This is a genomic window from Ancylobacter polymorphus, assembly GCF_022836935.1.
Lineage (GTDB): Bacteria > Pseudomonadota > Alphaproteobacteria > Rhizobiales > Xanthobacteraceae > Ancylobacter > Ancylobacter polymorphus_A.
Window position 1 is genome coordinate 1,507,107 of the sequence record NZ_CP083239.1, and the last position, 18,524, is coordinate 1,525,630.

Annotated in this window: 16 protein-coding genes, 1 tRNA gene and 1 pseudogene; 11 read left to right on the forward strand and 7 right to left on the reverse strand. The window is 66.4% G+C overall.

Annotation, left to right across the window (positions count from 1 at the left end; translation table 11 throughout):
• Window positions 1-87: 87 nt before the first annotated feature.
• The 11 genes from rplU (at window position 88) to K9D25_RS07115 (ending at window position 10,813) form a co-directional block, all read left to right on the forward strand.
• Window positions 88-396 (forward strand): 50S ribosomal protein L21, encoded by a 309-nt coding sequence (gene rplU / locus K9D25_RS07065; RefSeq protein ID WP_244450153.1) that lies wholly within the window; start codon window positions 88-90, stop codon window positions 394-396.
• A 30-nt stretch (window positions 397-426) separates the two neighbouring features.
• Window positions 427-696: a 50S ribosomal protein L27 gene (gene rpmA, locus K9D25_RS07070; RefSeq protein WP_244450154.1), complete on the forward strand. Its 270-nt coding sequence runs from the start codon at window positions 427-429 to the stop codon at window positions 694-696.
• Window positions 697-840: 144 nt separating this feature from the next.
• Window positions 841-1,512, forward strand: a complete 672-nt coding sequence (locus K9D25_RS07075; RefSeq protein ID WP_244450155.1) for a GNAT family N-acetyltransferase — start codon at window positions 841-843, stop codon at window positions 1,510-1,512.
• Between the two features lie 65 nt (window positions 1,513-1,577).
• Complete coding sequence (gene obgE / locus K9D25_RS07080; protein ID WP_244450156.1) at window positions 1,578-2,612, forward strand: GTPase ObgE; 1,035 nt, start codon at window positions 1,578-1,580, stop codon at window positions 2,610-2,612.
• Window positions 2,613-2,810: 198 nt separating this feature from the next.
• A complete protein-coding gene (gene proB, locus K9D25_RS07085) occupies window positions 2,811-3,989 on the forward strand; it encodes a glutamate 5-kinase (RefSeq protein ID WP_244450157.1) in 1,179 nt (392 codons plus the stop codon).
• Window positions 3,990-4,057: 68 nt separating this feature from the next.
• Entirely contained in the window at window positions 4,058-5,290 is a 1,233-nt protein-coding gene (locus K9D25_RS07090; protein ID WP_244450158.1) for a PIN domain-containing protein, read from the forward strand.
• A 56-nt stretch (window positions 5,291-5,346) separates the two neighbouring features.
• Window positions 5,347-6,363 carry a serine hydrolase domain-containing protein gene (locus K9D25_RS07095; protein WP_244450159.1) on the forward strand — a complete coding sequence of 339 codons (1,017 nt, stop codon included), beginning with the start codon at window positions 5,347-5,349 and terminating at the stop codon, window positions 6,361-6,363.
• 189 nt (window positions 6,364-6,552) lie between these two features.
• Window positions 6,553-7,725 carry an extracellular solute-binding protein gene (locus K9D25_RS07100; RefSeq protein WP_244450160.1) on the forward strand — a complete coding sequence of 391 codons (1,173 nt, stop codon included), beginning with the start codon at window positions 6,553-6,555 and terminating at the stop codon, window positions 7,723-7,725.
• A 100-nt stretch (window positions 7,726-7,825) separates the two neighbouring features.
• Complete coding sequence (locus K9D25_RS07105; protein WP_244450161.1) at window positions 7,826-8,899, forward strand: ABC transporter ATP-binding protein; 1,074 nt, start codon at window positions 7,826-7,828, stop codon at window positions 8,897-8,899.
• Window positions 8,900-8,901: 2 nt separating this feature from the next.
• Window positions 8,902-9,912, forward strand: coding sequence for an ABC transporter permease (locus tag K9D25_RS07110; protein ID WP_244450162.1), 1,011 nt, complete (start codon window positions 8,902-8,904; stop codon window positions 9,910-9,912).
• Between the two features lie 13 nt (window positions 9,913-9,925).
• Window positions 9,926-10,813 (forward strand): ABC transporter permease, encoded by an 888-nt coding sequence (locus tag K9D25_RS07115; protein WP_244450163.1) that lies wholly within the window; start codon window positions 9,926-9,928, stop codon window positions 10,811-10,813.
• Between the two features lie 61 nt (window positions 10,814-10,874).
• Here K9D25_RS07115 and K9D25_RS07120 read toward each other — a convergent pair whose 3' ends face one another.
• The 7 genes and pseudogenes from K9D25_RS07120 to fdxH all read right to left on the reverse strand — a co-directional run bounded on the left by K9D25_RS07120 (window position 10,875) and on the right by fdxH (window position 18,523).
• Window positions 10,875-12,122, reverse strand: coding sequence for a cupin domain-containing protein (locus K9D25_RS07120; protein WP_244450164.1), 1,248 nt, complete (start codon window positions 12,120-12,122; stop codon window positions 10,875-10,877).
• A 180-nt stretch (window positions 12,123-12,302) separates the two neighbouring features.
• Window positions 12,303-12,398: transfer RNA gene (locus tag K9D25_RS07125), tRNA-Sec, on the reverse strand.
• A gap of 138 nt (window positions 12,399-12,536) precedes the next feature.
• A pseudogene (gene selB, locus K9D25_RS07130) lies at window positions 12,537-14,384 on the reverse strand (selenocysteine-specific translation elongation factor); the annotation flags it as partial.
• A complete protein-coding gene (gene selA / locus K9D25_RS07135) occupies window positions 14,381-15,802 on the reverse strand; it encodes an L-seryl-tRNA(Sec) selenium transferase (RefSeq protein WP_244450165.1) in 1,422 nt (473 codons plus the stop codon). The pseudogene selB and the gene selA, both read right to left, overlap by 4 nt.
• An 11-nt stretch (window positions 15,803-15,813) precedes the next feature.
• Window positions 15,814-16,725 (reverse strand): formate dehydrogenase accessory protein FdhE, encoded by a 912-nt coding sequence (fdhE, locus tag K9D25_RS07140; protein WP_244450166.1) that lies wholly within the window; start codon window positions 16,723-16,725, stop codon window positions 15,814-15,816.
• A gap of 92 nt (window positions 16,726-16,817) precedes the next feature.
• Window positions 16,818-17,537 (reverse strand): formate dehydrogenase subunit gamma, encoded by a 720-nt coding sequence (locus K9D25_RS07145; protein WP_244450167.1) that lies wholly within the window; start codon window positions 17,535-17,537, stop codon window positions 16,818-16,820.
• On the reverse strand, window positions 17,534-18,523 hold the full coding sequence (gene fdxH, locus K9D25_RS07150; protein ID WP_244450168.1) for a formate dehydrogenase subunit beta: 990 nt from the start codon (window positions 18,521-18,523) through the stop codon (window positions 17,534-17,536). The genes K9D25_RS07145 and fdxH overlap by 4 nt, the downstream gene beginning before the upstream one ends.
• Window position 18,524: the final 1 nt, after the last annotated feature.

Consider the following 18,524-nt stretch of genomic DNA (forward strand, 5'->3'; position numbering starts at 1 on the left):
CTGTGTCCCCTGCGTTTCTTCAACCGACCGAAAGAAGCCGGTCCAGGCGGCAACGCCGGAGGCCGGCATCGAACGAAAGGACAAAACATGTTCGCGGTCATCAAGACGGGTGGCAAGCAGTATCGCGTCGCCCCCGACGCCCTCGTCACCGTCGGCAAGATCGACGCCGAGGCTGGCGCCTCCGTGACCCTGCCGGTGTTCATGCTCGGCGGCGACAGCCCGAAGGTCGGCGCTCCCCTCGTGGACGGCGCTTCCGTGACCCTCGAGGTTGTCAAGCACACCCGCGGCGCGAAGGTCATTGCCTTCAAGAAGCGTCGCCGTCAGAATTCCCGTCGCAAGATCGGCCACCGGCAGGACTTCACCGTCGTCCGCGTGACCTCGATTACCGGCGCCTGAGACCGCCAGCTAGGAAAGTAGGAGAGCAACATGGCTCATAAGAAGGCAGGCGGTTCCTCCCGCAACGGTCGCGACTCGGCCGGTCGTCGTCTTGGCGTGAAGAAGTTCGGCAGCGAGAAGGTCGTGGCCGGCAACATCATCGTGCGTCAGCGCGGCACCACTTGGCATCCCGGCACCAATGTCGGCATGGGCAAAGACCATACCCTCTTTGCGCTGATTGACGGCCGAGTCGAGTTCCGAGCCAAAGCGAATTCCCGCACTTACGTATCCGTCATTCCGGCCGCCGAGGCCGCCGAATAAAGCCGGTGAGGGTTCTTGGAAATCCCGCCGGTCTCGCCCGACCGGAAGGATTTCCCGAACGTCCGTGATGGACACCCGGGGTACCCGACAGGGGAGGCGAGGAAACCGCCTCCCCTTCGTCGTTCCGGTCCCAGGAGCCCTCAGATGACCATTGTCGAAGCGACCCTCGGGTCACCCCTCGTCGAGAGCAGTACCGCCGTCCTCGAAACCGGCCGCCTCCTGCTGCGCGTGCCCCGGATCGAGGACATGACGTGGATCGCCGAGCTCGCTGACAACCGAAAGGTGGCGGAGATGACGGCGAACATCCCCCATCCCTACGGCATGGCGGACGCGGCCTCCTTCGTCGCCAATCTGCCCGGTGGGCCGGAAGCGGCGACCTTCGCCATCTTCCTCAAGAACGAAGCGGCGCTGCGCCTGCCGGGGCAGCCGGCCTTCGGGCCGGCCATTCCGGTCGGCATGTGCGGTTTCAATCGCCGCGACGAGGACGTGCCTGAGATCGGCTACTGGCTCGGCGAACCCTATTGGGACCACGGGATCGCCACCGAAGCCGTGCGGGCGCTGATCGACCACGCCTTCGGCGACCGCAAGCTGACCGCGCTCACCGCCTCGGCCCGGGTCGTCAATCCGGCCTCGCGCGGCGTGCTGGAGAAGTGCGGCTTTCAGTGGACCGGCGTCGGCCTCGCGCGGGTGCGGGCGATCGGCGCCTCGGTGCCGGTCGATCGCTTCCGGCTGGAACGGCGGCTTTGGACCTCGCTGCGTGCCTGGGGCGCCACCCAGCCGGCGCGGCTGCACGAGCTCGAAGCCGTTCGGCATTGAGCCGGCCTTTTGTTAGTCTTGGAGGGCTCCCGCCCCGTGGGTGTCCGCAACGTTGAGCCGTACCGATGAAGTTTCTTGACCAGGCCAAGATCTATGTCCGCGCCGGCGATGGCGGCGCGGGCTGTCTCTCGTTCCGGCGCGAGAAGTTCATCGAGTTCGGCGGCCCCGACGGCGGCGACGGGGGGAGGGGGGGGGATGTCTGGATCGAGTGTGTCGATGGGCTCAACACGCTCATCGACTATCGCTACCAACAGCACTTTAAAGCCAAAAAAGGCGGCTACGGCATGGGAAAGAACCGCGCCGGGGCCAAAGGCGACGATGTTGTGCTAAAAGTGCCGGCGGGCACCGAGGTTCTTGAGGAGGATGGTGAGACCGTTCTGGCCGATCTGACCGAGGTCGGCCAGCGCATCCGCTTCCTCAAAGGCGGCAATGGCGGCTTCGGCAACGCGCATTTCCAGACCTCGACCAACCAGGCCCCGCGCCGCGCCAATCCCGGCCAGGAGGGCGAGGAGCGCTGGATCATCCTGCGGCTCAAGCTGATCGCCGATGCCGGTCTCGTCGGCCTGCCCAATGCCGGCAAGTCGACCTTCCTCGCCGCCACCACCGCCGCCAAGCCCAAGGTGGCGGACTATCCCTTCACCACCCTTCATCCCGGCCTGGGCGTGGTAAAGGTCGACGGGCGCGAATTCGTCCTCGCCGACATTCCCGGCCTGATCGAGGGCGCGCATGAGGGCGTCGGCCTCGGCGACCGTTTCCTCGCCCATATCGAGCGCTGCCGCGTGCTGCTGCACCTCGTCGACGGCACCAGCGAGCATGCCGGCAAGGCCTACAAGACCGTGCGCGCCGAGCTCGACGCCTATGGCGCCGGCCTGGAGGACAAGCCGGAAATCGTCGCCCTCACCAAGATCGATTCGCTCGACGCCGAGACGCTGAAGGCGCAGATGGACCGGCTGAAGCGCGCGGCGAAGAAGAAGCCGCTCGCGCTCTCCGCGGCCACCGGCGATGGCGTGCGCGAGGCGCTGCGCGCGCTGCTCGGCATCATCGACGAGGGGCGCGCGGAAGAGGCCGACAAGGTGGTGCCGGAGCCCTGGCGCCCGTGAGGCGCTCCCTCTCCCCTCGGGGGAGAGGGGGGCTGCGCCCCGGCCCGAGGCGCGCCGGCCCTGTGCGGTCTTGCCCCTCACCCGCCGCTGCGCGGCGACCTCTCCCCACGGGGAGAGGTGAAGCCACAATTCCCGCGCCTTGCCGGCCAAATCGGCGTATGTAGCGCGCCGTCTTCCCTCTGATCGAAGCCCGCCGCGATGACCCTTTCGACCGACGCCGCCGCCGACGCCCTTGCCGCTTCCGAGGCCACCCCGGCGGCACCCCAGCTTTCCGCCTTCCGCCGCATCGTGGTGAAGGTGGGCTCGGCCCTGCTGGTCGATCAGGCGCGCGGCGCTTTGCGCCATGCCTGGCTGGCGGCGCTGGCGGAAGATGTGGCGCAGCTGCACCGCGAGGGGCGGGAGGTGCTGGTGGTCTCCTCCGGCGCCATCGCGCTGGGGCGCAATGTGCTGGGCCTGCCGCGCCGGGCGCTGAAGCTGGAGGAAAGCCAGGCCGCAGCCGCCGTGGGGCAGATCGCGCTGGCCCGCGCCTGGTCGGAAGCCCTCGCCCATGAGGGGGTGACCGCCGGGCAGATCCTCATCACCCTCGGCGACACGGAAGAGCGGCGGCGCTATCTCAACGCCCGTTCCACCATCGCGAAGCTCATGGAGCTGAAGGTCGTCCCTGTTATCAACGAGAACGACACGGTGGCGACCTCGGAAATCCGCTATGGCGACAATGACCGGCTCGCCGCCCGCGTCGCCGGCATGACCAGCGCCGATCTGCTCATTCTGCTGTCCGATATTGACGGGCTCTACACCGCCCCGCCGAATGAGGACCCGGAGGCCCGCCTCATCCCCGTTGTGCCGCGCATCACCGCCGAGATCGAGGCCATGGCCGGCGGCGCCGGCACGGAGCTGTCGCGCGGCGGCATGAAGACCAAGATCGAGGCGGGCAAGATCGCCACCACGGCGGGCGCGCATATGGTCATTGCGTCAGGCAAGGTAAAGAACCCGATCCGCGCCATCGAAACCGGGGCGCGCTGCACCTGGTTCCTCGCCCCGGCCAATCCGGTGGCCTCGCGCAAGCGCTGGATCGCCGGCGCGCTGGAACCGCGCGGCGTGCTGCATCTCGACGCCGGCGCCGTGGCCGCGCTGCGCCGGGGCTCCTCGCTCTTGCCGGCGGGGGTGAAGCGCATCGAGGGCGAGTTCACCCGCGGCGACGCGGTGGTGCTGCGCGGGCCGGACGGCGCGGAAGTCGGGCGCGGGCTGGTGGCCTATGACCACGACCACGCCGAACGGCTCAAGGGCCGCTCCTCCGACGAGATCGCCACCATCACCGGGTTTGAGGGCCGCACCGCGATGGTGCACAGGGACGATCTGGTGCTGGGGGGTGGGTGAGGGGTACTTGACTATGCGCCAAGTTGTGCCTGATGCTGCCAATGATGTCACAACATTGATGGCCGACGATGAAATCGGAACTGTTTGAGTTTTTTAGGCCCACGGACACAGAATTTGATAATTTTTGGAAGGAGGGAATAGTTGTTCCCGATGCAAATGTTCTGCTTACCCTTATCCGGTATAATAGAAAATCATCCGATGACTTATTTAGTTTATTTGAGAAGATAAAATATAAAATATGGATACCTCATCAAGTTGCTTATGAGTTTCTGAATAATTGCCACAGCGTTTTTTTCTCTATGGAGCAGGCCTACATCAAACTATCCAGCGCTTATGATGAAATCAGGTCAATTTCGGCAAAAAAAATAGATCAAATAAAATCGGAATATAGATTTCATCCTTCACTTGATTTTGAAGATGGTAAGAGTTCATTATTTGAAGCAATAAAAGATATTGAGAATAAAATTAAGTCGAATCAGACAATAAACTCAAAAGCTGACGATATAAACTCGATAATCGAAAGAGTTGCATCTCTATTTGAGAATAGAATAGGTAGACCTTATTCGGATGCGGATTATAAGGAATTTTGTAGACAGGCTGACATCCGATATCAGATGAAGATGCCTCCTGGATACCTAGATGCCGAAAAATCCGACGGTGGCTACGGTGATTTTATTGTATGGCAGCAATTGATTGAATATTCAAAGGAAAATAAGAAAGATATTATATTTGTTACGGAGGATATGAAGGAGGATTGGTGGTTTCGGATCGGCGGACGAAGTATTGGCCCTAGGAGAGAGTTGAGAAGAGAATTCTTCGACAAGACGGGGTGTCAATTTTATGCTTATACATTGGCTCATTGGTTGTCTCTGAATAAATTGAAGGGTTCTGAAATAGTTAGCGACGATACAATTAAGCGAGCTCAGTCTCATCAAAAAATAGATGAAGATTCCGCCAAAAGCCTACGGGAATCCAGAGTTATTTTGGCTAGGAAGAGTCGACAGCTAGACGCTAAATATTCTGAGTTGAAGGAAAAGCTGGATTCTGATCGTAGAAAATTGAACGAATTGACCGATTTCCTGAAGGTTGGTATCCGTCGATTTGATCGGGACGCGGGCGAGCAAAATTTCGAGAGCGGTTTTCTAGATAGTTTAGAGATGTCGAGAAAGGCAGTGCTGGAAGACATTAATGTATCTCTTCAAAGCCTTAAGGAGTTGGAGCTAGAAAGAGAGGCCGTAAGGCTGGATATGGTGCGAATGTGGCGTCGTCGGATGGCGCGTGATCACGGGCAAACCGATTAAGTCATCTTTTCCTTTCCACCATTTTCCGTAGGCGCGCCTGCCCTATCTTCTCCGGCATGCACCGTCGTTCCCTGCTTGCCGCTCCGCTGCTTCTGCTCGCCCCGCGCCTTGGCCGCGCCCAAGGTGCGCCCGCGCCTGACACCACGCCGCCCGCGCTGAACGCGGTGCTCGACCGCGCCGGCGACCTCGAACCGCTGCGCACCGTGCTGGTCGCCAAGCACGGCGAAACGCTCGCCGCGCGCGGCTATCACGGTGGGCGGGTGGACCGGCCGACCAACATCAAATCCGCCTCGAAAAGCATTCTCGCCATGCTCGCCGGCATCGCCATCGAGAAAGGCGTGCTGGAAGGGCCGGAGCAGAAGATCGCCCCGCTGCTGAAGGCCGATCTGCCCGCCGACCCCGACCCGCGCCTTTATGAGATCACGCTCGGCAACCTTCTCTCCATGCAGGCGGGGCTGGAGCGCACCTCCGGGCCCAATTATGGCGCGTGGATCGCCAGTCCCAACTGGGTGCGCGCCGCGCTGGCGCGGCCCTTTGTCGATGAGCCGGGCGGGCAGATGCTCTATTCCACGGGCTCCTCGCACCTCGTCTCGGCGGTCTTGACCCGGGCCAGCGGGCGCTCGACGCTGGCCCTCGCGCGCGACTGGCTCGGCGCCATCGAGGGCTTCGCCATCGCCGATTGGGAGCGCGACCCTCAAGGGGTGTATTTCGGCGGCAACCAGATGGCGATGCGGCCGACCTCCCTGCTCGCCTTCGCCGAGTGCTGCCGCAACGCCGGGCGCAACCGGGCCGGCGAACAGGTGATCCCGCAAGACTGGATCGCCCAATGCTGGCAGGCGCGCACGGCCTCGCGCTTCACCGGCGATGCCTATGGCTATGGCTGGTTCACGCGCGAGATCGACGGGGCGCGCGCGCATTATGGCTGGGGCTATGGCGGGCAGATGCTCTATGTCGTGCCCGCGCGGGGCGTCTCGCTGGTGATGACCTCGACCACCGACGCGCCCTCCGGCCGCACCGGCCACCGCGACGATGTGCACGCGCTCGCCGGGGAGATTTTGGCCGCGCTGGGGTGAAGGGGCGGGTGGCGCCCGTTTCGCGTGCAGGGAGGTATTCCGGCCTGCTGAAAAGCGCGGCAGTGGCGACATGGCGTCGGGATTCGACAAGGGCGTGGTCGGATTTGTGCAACGCAGCGACGGGCGCGCGTTGCTGGCATAGTTCCTGCTCCCCTCTCCCCCGGTCCATGCCATCCCGAGGGGAACGCCGTGACGAAGAAGACAGAGCCGACCAATTCGTCCATCGAGACGCTGCTTGCCGCCCGCAGCTTCACCCGCCGCGTGCTGTTCAAGGGCGCGCTCGCCGCCGGCACCATGGCCGCCGCCGGCCCCTATCTGGTGCGCGACGCCTTCTCCTCCTCCGGCGAGCTGAGCCTGCTCAACTGGGACGACGAACTGCCGGCGCCGGTCATCCCGAACTTCGAGAAGAAGACCGGCATCAAGGTGAAGACCACCCCGTTCTCGCAGAACGAGGAGCAGATCAACAAGCTGCAGGCCACCGACGGCGAAGGTTTCGACCTTTGCGCCCCCACGCGCGACCGCGCCCCGCAGTTCAAGGAGCTGGGCGTGCTGGCGCCCTACGACACCTCCAAGCTCAACCTCGACAACCTGCTGCCCTCCATGCTGGAAGCCTCGACCAGCGTGTGGACCTGGGACGGCAAGCTCTACCATGTGCCGCATTGCTGGGGCTCGGAAGCCATCGCCTGGCGCACCGACCTCGCCACGCTGACCTATGACAAGCTGAGCTACGGCACGCTGTGGAGCCCGGAATTCAAGGGCAAGATGCAGGGCCGCCCGCACTCGCTGCTGCTCGGCATCGGCCTGTGGTGGGACAAGACCGGCAAGCTGCCGTCCAACCGCATGCTCGACGCCTTCAAGGACGAGGCGACGATGAAGAAGATCTACGATCCCATCCTCGCCTTCGCCATCGAGAACAAGGCGCAGGTCAAGCAGTTCTGGGATTCCGCCGACAACACCAAGTCCGGCTTCATGGAAAATGGCTGCGTCATCGGCCAGACCTGGGACGGCCCGCCGCTGTCGCTGAAGAAGCAGGGCAAGCCGGTCACCTATATGGCGCCGCAGGAAGGCGCGATCACCTGGGTCGACGGCTGGTCGCTGACCAAGGGCGCCAAGAACATCGCCCAGGCCTATGAGTTCCTCAACTACATCCACACGCCGGAAGCCTCCGCCGCCGTCGCCGACGGTTCGGGCTACAACCCGGTCGTGAAGGGCGCGGACAAGTATCTCTCCGAGGTCGCCAAGAAGAACTTCGCCGAGGCCTATCCCGGCAACGCGCTGGAAAACCTCTGGAGCCGCCCGCCGGAGCCGTCCTGGTACGCCGAACTGCGCACCCAGTACGCCGAGAAGTTCAAGGCGGCGTGAGCCCTGCCCACTGACACACCCCTCACGGCCGGACCCTCCGGCCGTGAGGGCGTCCGGGCCCCGCCGTGGCCCGCATGTTCCCCGAGTACAGGAAATCCGCATGGCCGCTGCCGTCGAGCTTGAGGGCGTCAATGTCACCTTCGGCGATTTCGTCGCGGTGAAAGACGCGAACCTCACCATCGAGCCGGGCGAGTTCTTCTCCTTCCTCGGCCCGTCCGGCTGCGGCAAGACCACGCTGCTGCGCACCATTTCCGGCTTCATCGAGCCCACGCGGGGGCAGGTGAAGATTGGTGGCCAGGACATGAAGGGCATCGGCCCTAACAAGCGGCCGACCGCGCTGATCTTCCAGAACCTCGCTTTGTTCCCGATGATGACGGTGGCGGAGAATATCGGCTACGGCCTGCGCGTGCGCGGCGTGCCCCGGCACGAGCGCGACGAGAAGGTCAAAACCCTGCTCATCCAGGTCGCGCTTTCCGAGCACGGCCACAAGAAGGTGTCGGAGCTTTCCGGCGGCCAGAAGCAGCGCGTCGCCATTGCCCGCGCGCTCGCCGTCGAGCCCTCCGTGCTGCTGCTCGACGAGCCGCTCTCCGCGCTCGACCTCAAGCTGCGCCAGCACATGCGGGCCGAACTGCGCGCCATCCAGAAGCGTGTGGGCATCACCTTCATCTATATCACCCATGACCAGGGCGAGGCGCTGACCATGTCGGACCGCATCGCGGTCATGAATGCCGGCGTGATCGAGCAGGTGGGTGACGGGCGCGCCGTCTATGCCGAGCCGCGCACCCCGTTCGTCGCCTCTTTCGTCGGCGAGAACAACCGGATTCGCGGGCGGGTGAGTGCGGTGGAAGATGGCTTCGCCACGCTCGACACGCCGCTCGGCGCGCTGAAGGGGCGCAACCCGGTGGCGCTGAGCGTGGGGCAGGAAGCGCTGCTGTTCGTGCGGCCGGAAGCGATGCGGCTGCGCGCCAATGGCGGAACCAGCGGCTTTGCCGGCGAGACCCTGGATGTCGCCTATGAAGGCAGCGTCTCCCACATCACGCTGCGGGTGAAAACCGGGCAGAAGGTGACGGCGAGCGTCGGCGGTGGCGTGGCGCTGCCTGCGGCGGGCGAGGAGCTGCATCTCGGCTTCACCCCCGAGGATGGGCTGCTGCTCGCCCTGCCGGAAGGGCACTGACCATGAATGGCAGCCTCGCCTTCGTCTTCGGCCTGCCGCTGGCGGTCGTGGTGCTGTTCTTCGCGCTGAGCGCCTATGAGCGGCGCATGGGCATCGCCACCGGGCCGGGCTTCTTCCAGCGCAACGGTCTTGCCGTCGGCCTCTATCTGGTGCTGGCCGTCGGCTTCTGGGCCTTCTTCATCATCCTGCTGCCGCAGCTCGCCATGGTGGACATGTCGTTCCGCCCGAAGCTGCCGCCGGCGCAGATGGGCGGGCCAAAAGACCTCTACACGCTGGAGAATTACCGCTACTTCCTGTTCGGCTCCACCACCTCCACGGCCGAATGGAACTGGCTGCACATCAAGGCCTTCTTCCTCACCATCGGGGTCAGCATCCTCATCACGCTGATCAATTTCGCCATCTGCTACCCCTTGGCCTTCCACATGGCGCAATCGGCGAGCGCGGCGCGGCTGCGGGTGCTGCTGCTGCTGCTGATCCTGCCCTATTGGGTGAACGAGATCCTGCGAGCCTTCGCCTTCCGGGTGCTGCTGTCGTCCGGCGGCATCATCAACCAGCTGCTGATGGGCAGCGGGCTGACCAATGAGCCGATCGACTTCCTCGGCGCCGATGTCGGGCTCTATATGGGCCTGTCCTACGCCTATCTCCTGATGATGATCTTCCCGCTCTACAACGCCATTGAGAGCCTCGATCGCAACCAGGTGGAAGCGGCGCGGGACCTTGGGGCGCCGTGGTGGCACATTCATGCCTTCATCGTGCTGCCGCACGCCAAGCCGGGCATCGCCTCCGGCTGCACGCTGGTGTTCATGCTCACCGCCGGCGCGCTGGCGGCGCCGCTGGTGCTGGGCGGGCCGCGCACGCTGTGGTTCACCCCCATCGTCTATGACCGCTTCTACCAGGCCTTCAACTGGCCGCAGGGCGCGGCCTATGCCTTCATCCTGCTGGTGAGCTGCATTCTGTTCGTGCTGGTGGTGCTCAAGGCGTTCCGGCTCAGCCTTGGAGAAATCACGCGATGATGGAGTACACGCGATGATTCCGGGTCCGTTCCAGCGGGTGATGTTCGCGCTCTATACGGTGATCTTCTTCCTTTATTTGCTGGGGCCGCTGGTGGTGATGGGCGTTTCCGCCTTCAACACCCCGCAATACCCGCAGGTGTGGCCGATCGACGGGCTGACGCTGGACTGGTTCGCGGCGCTGTTCGCCGACCAGGACATGATGACGGGCCTGAAGATGAGCCTGTGGATCGGCCTGCTGGTGGTGTGCATCTCCGTGCCCATCGGGCTCGCGGGCGCCATCATCATGACGCAGATCCAGCCGCGCGTGCGTTCGCTCTATTATCTCGTCGTGGTCTCGCCGGTGCTCACCCCGGGCATCATCATCGGTATCTCCACCGTGGTGTTCTGGCGCCAGTTCACCGGGCAGACCGGCACGCGCTTCCTCTATGACGGCGTGGTGCTCACCGTGCTGGGGCAGGCGAGCTTCATTTCCGCCTATTGCATGCTGATCATCCTCGCCCGGCTACAGCGCTTCGACCGCTCGCAGGAAGAGGCGGCGCTCGATCTCGGCGCCAGCTACCCGCAGGTGTTCCGCCACATCTTGCTGCCCTTCCTCAAGCCGGCGCTGGCCTCGGCGGCGGTGCTGGCCTTCCTCTCCTCCTTCGAGAACTACAACACCACCACCTTCGCCATCCTCTCCGACAAGACTCTGACCACCGTGCTCGCCGGGCGGGTGCGGCAGGGCTCGACGCCCGCCATCTCGGCGCTGGCCGTGGTGATCGTGGCGGTGACGGTGGTCGGCGCCATCGCCTTCGAGATTTACAAGCGGCGGGCGGACGCGGCGGCGGCGCGGCGTCAACGCGCGGCGCTGGAGGCGGAGGAGGCCGAGCTCGCCGGCACGCCGACGCCCGCGATGGGGTGAGGCCCGGCGGGGCGAACGGACGACAGGTCCGCCCGCCCCTCGCCATGGCAGGCGCCCGGCTTCACCGCGGCTGGAGGCCGACCTGCCCGCGCGGGAAGCGCGCAATCACCGCAGGGTCGATGTTGAGATGCGCGGCGACGAGTTCCGGCGGGGCGTGGGTGAGCCAATCCGCAAGGTCGACCTCCTGATATTCCGCCGTGCGGAACACGGCGAGCACCTGCACATCCTCATCGCCGGTGTTCTCGATGTAATGGCCCTGGCTCTTGGGCACGACGCCGAGATCGCCGGCCTGGAAGTCGATGGTCTGGGCGCGCGGGCCGGTGTTGAAAACCGTCATGCGGCCCCGGCCCTTGATCCAGTACTGCCATTCATCGGCATTGGGGTGCCAGTGCAGCCGCCGCAGGCCGCCGGGGCGGATGGTCTCGATGGCGGCGGCGATGGTGGTGGAGGCCTTGAAGCTGCGGCTGTCGGCCAGATGGACCTCGCCCGCCTCGTTCTTCTTCACCGGCGGCGTGCCGGTGAGCGAGAAGGTGAAGGGCTCGGCCGGCGCCCCGCCGGAGGCGACGGCGGCCTGGTCCACCGCCAGCGGCGGCGGTTCCTTTCCCTGGAAGATCCACAGGTCCTGCAGCGGAATGTTCTTGAACGTGTCCGCCGGCACGCCGAAATTCTGCGCGAGAATCTTCGGCGGGGTGTGGGCGAACCAGTCGGTGAGCAGCAGCGTGTTGTATTCGGACTGAAAGGCGTCGTCGAAGACGATGATAAACTCGCAGCCTTCCGGGCCGAGGCCCTGCAGCGAGTGCGGGTAGCCAGCGGGGAAGAACCACAGGTCGCCGGCGCCGACATCGCGCACATAGGGGTGGCCGTCCTTGTCCAGCACGGTGATGCGGCAGCGGCCATTGGTCATCAGCGCCCATTCGCCGGCGAGGTGCCAGTGCATCTCGCGAATGCCGCCCGGCCCGAGACGCATGTTCACGCCGGACACTTCCTTGGCCGCCGGGAACTCCGTGGCGGTGATCTGCCGGGCCCAGCCGCCGGCCTGCACGCGCTTGGGCATGATGTTGAACGACGACCACAGCATCGGCATGCTGCCGACATCGGTGGCGGGCGGGTTCTGGAAGGACGGGATCTGAGCCTCCAGCGCCGGATTCTGCGGGCCGGGATTGGACAGCGCGCCGGGCGTCGAGTTGATCGCGCCTTCCGGCGGCTGGTCGGGATTGCCGAAGCTCGCGGCCTGCGCAGCACCGCTGGCGACGGCGACGCCGCCAAGGGCGCTGAGCGCGAGTAGGGTGCGCCGGGACAGATCTTCCATTGTCGCTCTCCTCACGGGATCGGGGGCAGGGGGCGAGCCTCCTGTGCGGCCCGGACTGTGCGGGGAGCGAGCGGGGGAATCTTGCGCGCGTGCACGATCCGGCACGTGAGCGGGCGGATGCGCAAAATCGGGCGGGCGCGCCGCGCGCTAACGCGGCGGGTCGAGGCCGGGCGGGGAGGATGGCGGAAGAGAGTGGGAGTCGAACCCACCAGGGACCGGCTCGCGGCCCCTTCCGGATTTGAAGTCCGGATACCTCACCGGAGGTAACGCTCTTCCAGAAGGCATGTCCGCGCCCCGAGCGGGGGCGGGCGCATCAGTGTGGTCGATCGCACCGAACAGGTCCAGCCGGTGGCGGTTGATGCGGCGCAGATCGCCGCGCCGGAGGGTGACGCCGTGGCGGTCGAGAAATTCCAGGATCTGAATCGCCACCTTGCGGCCGACGGCGTGGCCGCCTTGCTCGATCCGGTCGCGGAAGGCGCTGGCGGTGAATTCCCGCCCCGGCGCGGGCTCGGCGAGGGCGCAGGCGAGCGCCACCATCTCCGCTACGGTAGCGCGCAGGAAGAAATGGTCGTGCGCCACCTCGTCCACCTTGCCCATGCGCGCGAGCAATTTCATGAGCCGGCGTATATCCGTCTCCGCCTCGCCGGTCTGCGCGGCGAGGTCGCGCACGCGGGGCGGGCGGAAACGGGCGTCGGCGGCGAGGGCGGGGGCGATCCGCTCCCACAGCGCCTCGTCCCGGGGGGTGAGGCGCACTTCATGGCCGGGAAGTCGCACCCAGGCCCCTTCGCGCACCAGCGCGCCGCTGTCACCAAGGCGGCGCAGCGCCTCGGTGAACACCGGCTTGGGCAGGCGCGGGACAAGCGCGAGGCGCAGCTTTTCCGCGCCCATGCCGGCGAGGTCGGGATTGGCGTCGTGAAAGGCGCCGATTTCGCCAAGCAGCGCCTGCGTATAGAGCGCCCAGCGCGCGGGGGAGAGGGCGATGCGCATCTCGCCCTCATTGAGGACCTCCAGCCCCAGCCGGGCGGCGATCGCCTCCGCCGCCTGCGCCCCCAGCGCCCGGTCGCGGGCGAAAGCGGCGAGGTCGAGATGGAAGGGCGCCACCTCCAGCAGGCCGGACACTGCCGCGTCGGCATCGCTTTCGCGCAGCGCCGCGAGCTGGGCGAGGCGCTCCGGCGTGCGCCGCTTGCGGGCGGGGGCGCGCAGGTCGATGAGGCGGCCGCCGCCGATGCTGCGCTGCGCCGAGGTATCGCGAATGACGTAGCGATCGCCCGCCGCGGCGGCGATCGGTCGTTCCAGCACGATCTGCACGAGGCCGGTCGTGCCGGGCGTGATTGTGTCGGCAGAGAGTGGCACCAGCCGCGCCCCGATCTCGCTGGCGCCATGGTGGAAGCGCACCGGGAACCACGCACCAAGCGGTTTCGGCTCGCCCGCCAGCACGGTGATCGTGGCGTCGATCCGCTCGGTGGGGGCGTGCAGCGTCGGGTCGATCACGAGGTCGCCGCGCTTGATTGCCTCGGCGCGGATCGCCTCGCCGGCGAGGTTGAGCGCGCAGCGCTCGCCGGCGCGACCTTCCTCCGCCTTGCGGTTCTGCGCATGCAGCGAGCGCAAACGCGCGGGCAGGCCGGATGGGCTCACCATCAGCGGATCGCCCACGCGGACACGGCCGGAAAGCACGGTGCCGGTGACGATGGTGCCGGCACCGGCAAGGGTGAAGCTGCGGTCCACCGCGAGACGGAAGCGCCCCTCCGCCGGGCGGGCCTCGGACCGGCGGGCGGCGGCGATGAGCGCGTCGCGCAGCGCCGCAACTCGCTCGCCGGTATGGGCGGAAACCGGCAGGATGGCGGCGCCGGCGAGAGACGTGCCTTCCAGTAGCGCCGCGATCTCGCCCGCCACCTCGGCGCGGCGCGGTGCGTCCGCAAGGTCGGCCTTGGTGAGGGCGACGAGCCCCCGATTGATGCCGAGGAGGTCGATGAGCGCGAGGTGCTCGCGTGTCTGCGGCATGACCCCGTCGTCGGCGGCGACGATGAGCAGGGCGAAGTCGATGCCGCTCGCGCCCGCCAGCATGGTGTGGATAAACTTCTCATGCCCGGGCACGTCGATGAAGCCGAGCGTGCCAGCTTCGGTGGGCAGATAGGCGAAGCCGAGATCGATGGAGATGCCCCGCGCCTTCTCCTCTTTCAGCCGGTCGGTATCGACGCCGGTGAGCGCACCGACCAGCGCGGTCTTGCCATGGTCGATATGGCCGGCGGTGCCGATGATCATGCCGGCACCCTTATGTTCGCGAGGCTGGCGAGGAAGCCGGCTTCGTCTTCCAGGCAGCGCAGGTCGAGAATCAGCGCGCCCTCGCTGATGCGGCCGATGATTGGCACCGGCAGGTCCCGCAGCGCGCTCGCCAGCGCGTTGAGCCGCCCGCCGGAGGCTTCCGCCGCCGGGCGGATGGCGAAGCCGGCGCTGGGCAGGGTTTCCAGCGGCAATGCGCCGGAGCCGATCTGGCTGGAACAGTCGACAATCTCGATGTCGAACGCATCGCCCAGAGCGGCGGCGACAGGCTCGGCGAGCGCATGGGCCTGAGCGGCGATCTCCGCCCGCCTACGCGCCAGGAGCCGCAATGTCGGCAGGCGCGCGGCGAGCCGGTCCGGGTCGCGGTAAAGCTTCAGCGTGGCTTCCAGCGCGGCGAGGCGGATCTTGTCGACCCGCAGCGCCCGCTTCATCGGGTTCCGGTTGATGGCGGCGATGAGGTCGGCACGGCCGACGATGAAGCCGGTCTGCGGCCCGCCGAGCAACTTGTCGCCGGAGAAGGTGACGATATCCGCTCCTTCCACTACGGCTTCGCGCACCGTCGGCTCATGGGCGAGGCCAATCCGGGCGAGATCGAACAGCGTGCCGGAGCCGAGATCATTGACCAGCGGCACGCCCTTGGCGCGGGCGATGTCCGCCAGTTCGCGCGCCGGCACTTCCTTGGTGAAGCCTTCGATGCGGTAGTTCGAGGTGTGAACCTTCAGCACCAGCCCGGTGGCTTCGTTGAGCGCGCCGGCATAGTCCTTGGGATGGGTGCGGTTGGTGGTGCCGACCTCGACGAGCTTCACCCCGGCGCGGGCCATGATGTCGGGCATGCGGAAGGCGCCGCCAATCTCGATCAGTTCGCCGCGCGAGACGATGGCCTCGCGGCCAAGGCCGAGCGTGTTGAGCACCAGCAGCACGGCGGCGGCATTGTTGTTGACGACGGTGGCGTCTTCCGCGCCCGTCAATTCGATCAGCAGTTCGCGCACGTGGTCGTCGCGCTCGCCGCGTTTGCCGGTGGCGAGGTCATATTCCAGCGCCACGGCGGCGCGCATGGCGCTCGTGGCCGCCTCCACCGCCTCTTCCGCCAGCAGCGCGCGGCCGAGATTGGTATGCAGCACCGTGCCGGTGAGGTTGAACACCGGGCGCAGGCGCGTGCGTGCCTCCCGCTCCAGCGCTTCCGTTGCGGCCAGCGCCACGTGATCGGCCGTGGGCAGGGCGGCGAGCTTGCCCGCCAGCAGGCAGGCGCGCACCTCCTCCAGCGCGGCGCGGATGGCTGACGTGGTGGGGGCGCGGCCGAACGCTTCCACGGCTTCCTGGCCCGCAGGAGTGGCGAGCACGCGGTCGACCGAGGGCAGGTCGCGAAGGGACGGGGCAGCGGGGCGGGAAGGCGCATCCATCGCCGCGCCCCTCAATAGCCGAGCAGGAACGGGTTGAAGGCGGCGCGCCGGTACGGCCCCTGTTGCATCATCAGGTCGAGCCCCAGCGTGCCGATATCGTCGGCGACCGGCTCGATGGTGACATCCTTGTTCTGGTACATCACCTTCACATAGGTGCGGCACTCGTCGCAGGTTTCCGCTTTCACCGTGCCGGGGCTGCCGTCGATTTCCTGATAGCCTATGCCCTTGGTGGTGCCGCAGGCGCAGCAGCGGATGCGGACATAGTTCCACAGGGTGGAACAGAGCGAGCAGGCGCAGAAGCGATTGCCATGCGCGTTCGGCCATTCGACGATGAGCGAGGCGACGGGCGGCCCGCCGCAGGCGGGGCAGACGCCATCGCCCACCGGCACCAGCTTTTTCGCGTCGAGCGTCGCGGCGAGGCGGGCGAAATGCACCTGCAGGGCGCCCGCGACATAGACATGTTCGGCTAGGCGTTCGACGGGGAGGTCGTGCGCCAGCACGTCGCGCACCATCTGCGCGCGTTCGGCGCCATCGGCGCGGCGCACGCGGGCGAGAGCGGCGGCGGCTTCCTCGGGCATCGCCACACGGGCGGCAGCGTCGAACAAGTGGTCGAGCGTCGCCTCCAGCGTGTCGTCGAGCAGGGTGGTGGCACGGTCCAGCGCCGGCATCTCGAAGGCGCGGGCGCGCTCCAGATGTTCCGGGTCCGGCGGCTCCGCCGGGGGCAAGGCCGGCACGATGGCCTGCTGCGCCTCGATGAGGCCGGCGACGAAATCGAGATAGGGCTTAAGCGGGCTCACCGCCGCATAGGTGCGCAGCCGCTTCGCCCGCAGGCCGAACAGATGCGCGGGATCGGGCAGCACCGCGAAGGGCGGGGTGGAGACGGCACCGATCACGCTGGGATCGGGCTGAAGGTTCTGCGACATGCTGACCTCACGAACCGCACGGGCCACGTGGAACGGAAGGGCTCCGCCCCGGACGGGCAGGCATCCGGGACGGAGACGAAAGCGGGCGGCGCCTATTCCGCCGGTGTCGGCGGGCGCTTGCCCGGCCGGGTGCCGACCAGCTCGCGCAGCCATTTGCGGTGGTGGCGCCACGCCCAGCCGCCCGTCACCTTGCCCCGCGTCATGGCGCCGATGGTGCCCTTGACCCAGATGGCGGCATAGACGTGGATGATCCACACGCAGATGATCGCCACCGCCGCGATGGAATGGACGAGGATGGCGACGCGCTTCTGTTCGATGCTGGTATAGGGGTAGAAATACTGGTCCCACATCACCACGCCGCTGGCGATGAGGATGACGATGAGCGCCGACATGCCCCAGAAGACGAATTTCTGGCCGGCATTGTACTTGCCGATCTCCGGCAGACGCTCTTCCCGCCCGCGCAGCACATCGCTGATGCGGGCGAGCCAGGTGCCGTCCTCGCGCGCCGGCAGGTTGGCCCGCCAGAAGCGCAGGAACAGCCCGGCGAAGGAGAAGAATAGCACCACGCCGATCCAGGGATGGATCGCCCGCGTCCACTGTCCGCCGCCGAACAGGCCGGTGAGGAAGAACAGGCTCGGCGTGAACAGAGCAAGTCCCGACAGCGCCAGCAGGATCAGGCTCAGCGCGGTGATCCAGTGGTTGATGCGCGCGCCGACCGTGTAGCGCGACACCTCGACCGGGTGGCCCGGGCGCACGGCGTCGCCCGGTTCCACATCCTCGGCCGCGTGGGTCTTGAGGTTGCCGGCGCTCATGGCGTCCTCCTCTCGACAGGGCCGGCGGGTGTCGGCGGCGGCGTCGGGGCGCCGTCGGCGAGCCGCTCGGCGTTCTCCTCATCCTCCTCCGACACCTTGTTCGGCCCGGCGACGACATAGTGCAGGAAGCCGGCGGCGGCGGCGAAGCCCATCACCGCGAGGCCGACATATTTCGTCACGCCCTTCCAGGCGTCGACGAGGGGGGAGATGCGCGGATTGTCCGGCAGGCCGGCATAGATGGACGGCGTGTCGGCGTGGTGCAGCACATACATCACATGCGTGCCGCCGACGCCGGGCGGGTCGTAGAGCCCGGCATTCTCGAAGCCGCGCGACTTCAGGTCCTTGATGCGGAAATCCGCCCATTCCTTCATCTCGTCCTTGGTGCCGAAGACGATGGCCTGGGTCGGGCAGGCCTTCTGGCAGGCCGGACCCTGGCCGACCGCGACACGGTCGGAGCAGAGCGTGCATTTATAGGCGGTGTGGTCGACCTTGGAGATGCGCGGAATGTTGAACGGGCAGCCCTTGATGCAGTAGCCGCAGCCGATGCAGTTGTCGTGCTGGAAATCCACGATGCCGTTGGAATATTGCACGATGGCGCCGGGGGCCGGGCAGGCCTTGAGGCAGCCCGGATCCTCGCAATGCATGCAGCCATCCTTGCGGATGAGCCATTCCAGGTTTTCGGTCTCGGGATTCACCCATTCGGTGAAGCGCATCAGGGTGAAGGTGTCCGGCGTCAGGTCCATGGGATTGGTGTAGATCCCGTGGTTGAAGCCGATCTCCTCGGTGAGGTTGTTCCATTCCAGGCACGCGGCCTGGCAGGCCTTGCAGCCGATGCATTTGGAGACATCGATCAGCTTGGCCACCTCGGTCAGCCGCTCAGCGGGCGGCGTGACCGTGGAGGCGCTGCGGCGGAGAATGTCCTTCTCGCCGAAGCGCGGAGTGGCGGCGTCGGTGGCGACGTTGGGATTGGGGATCGGTGGGAACATG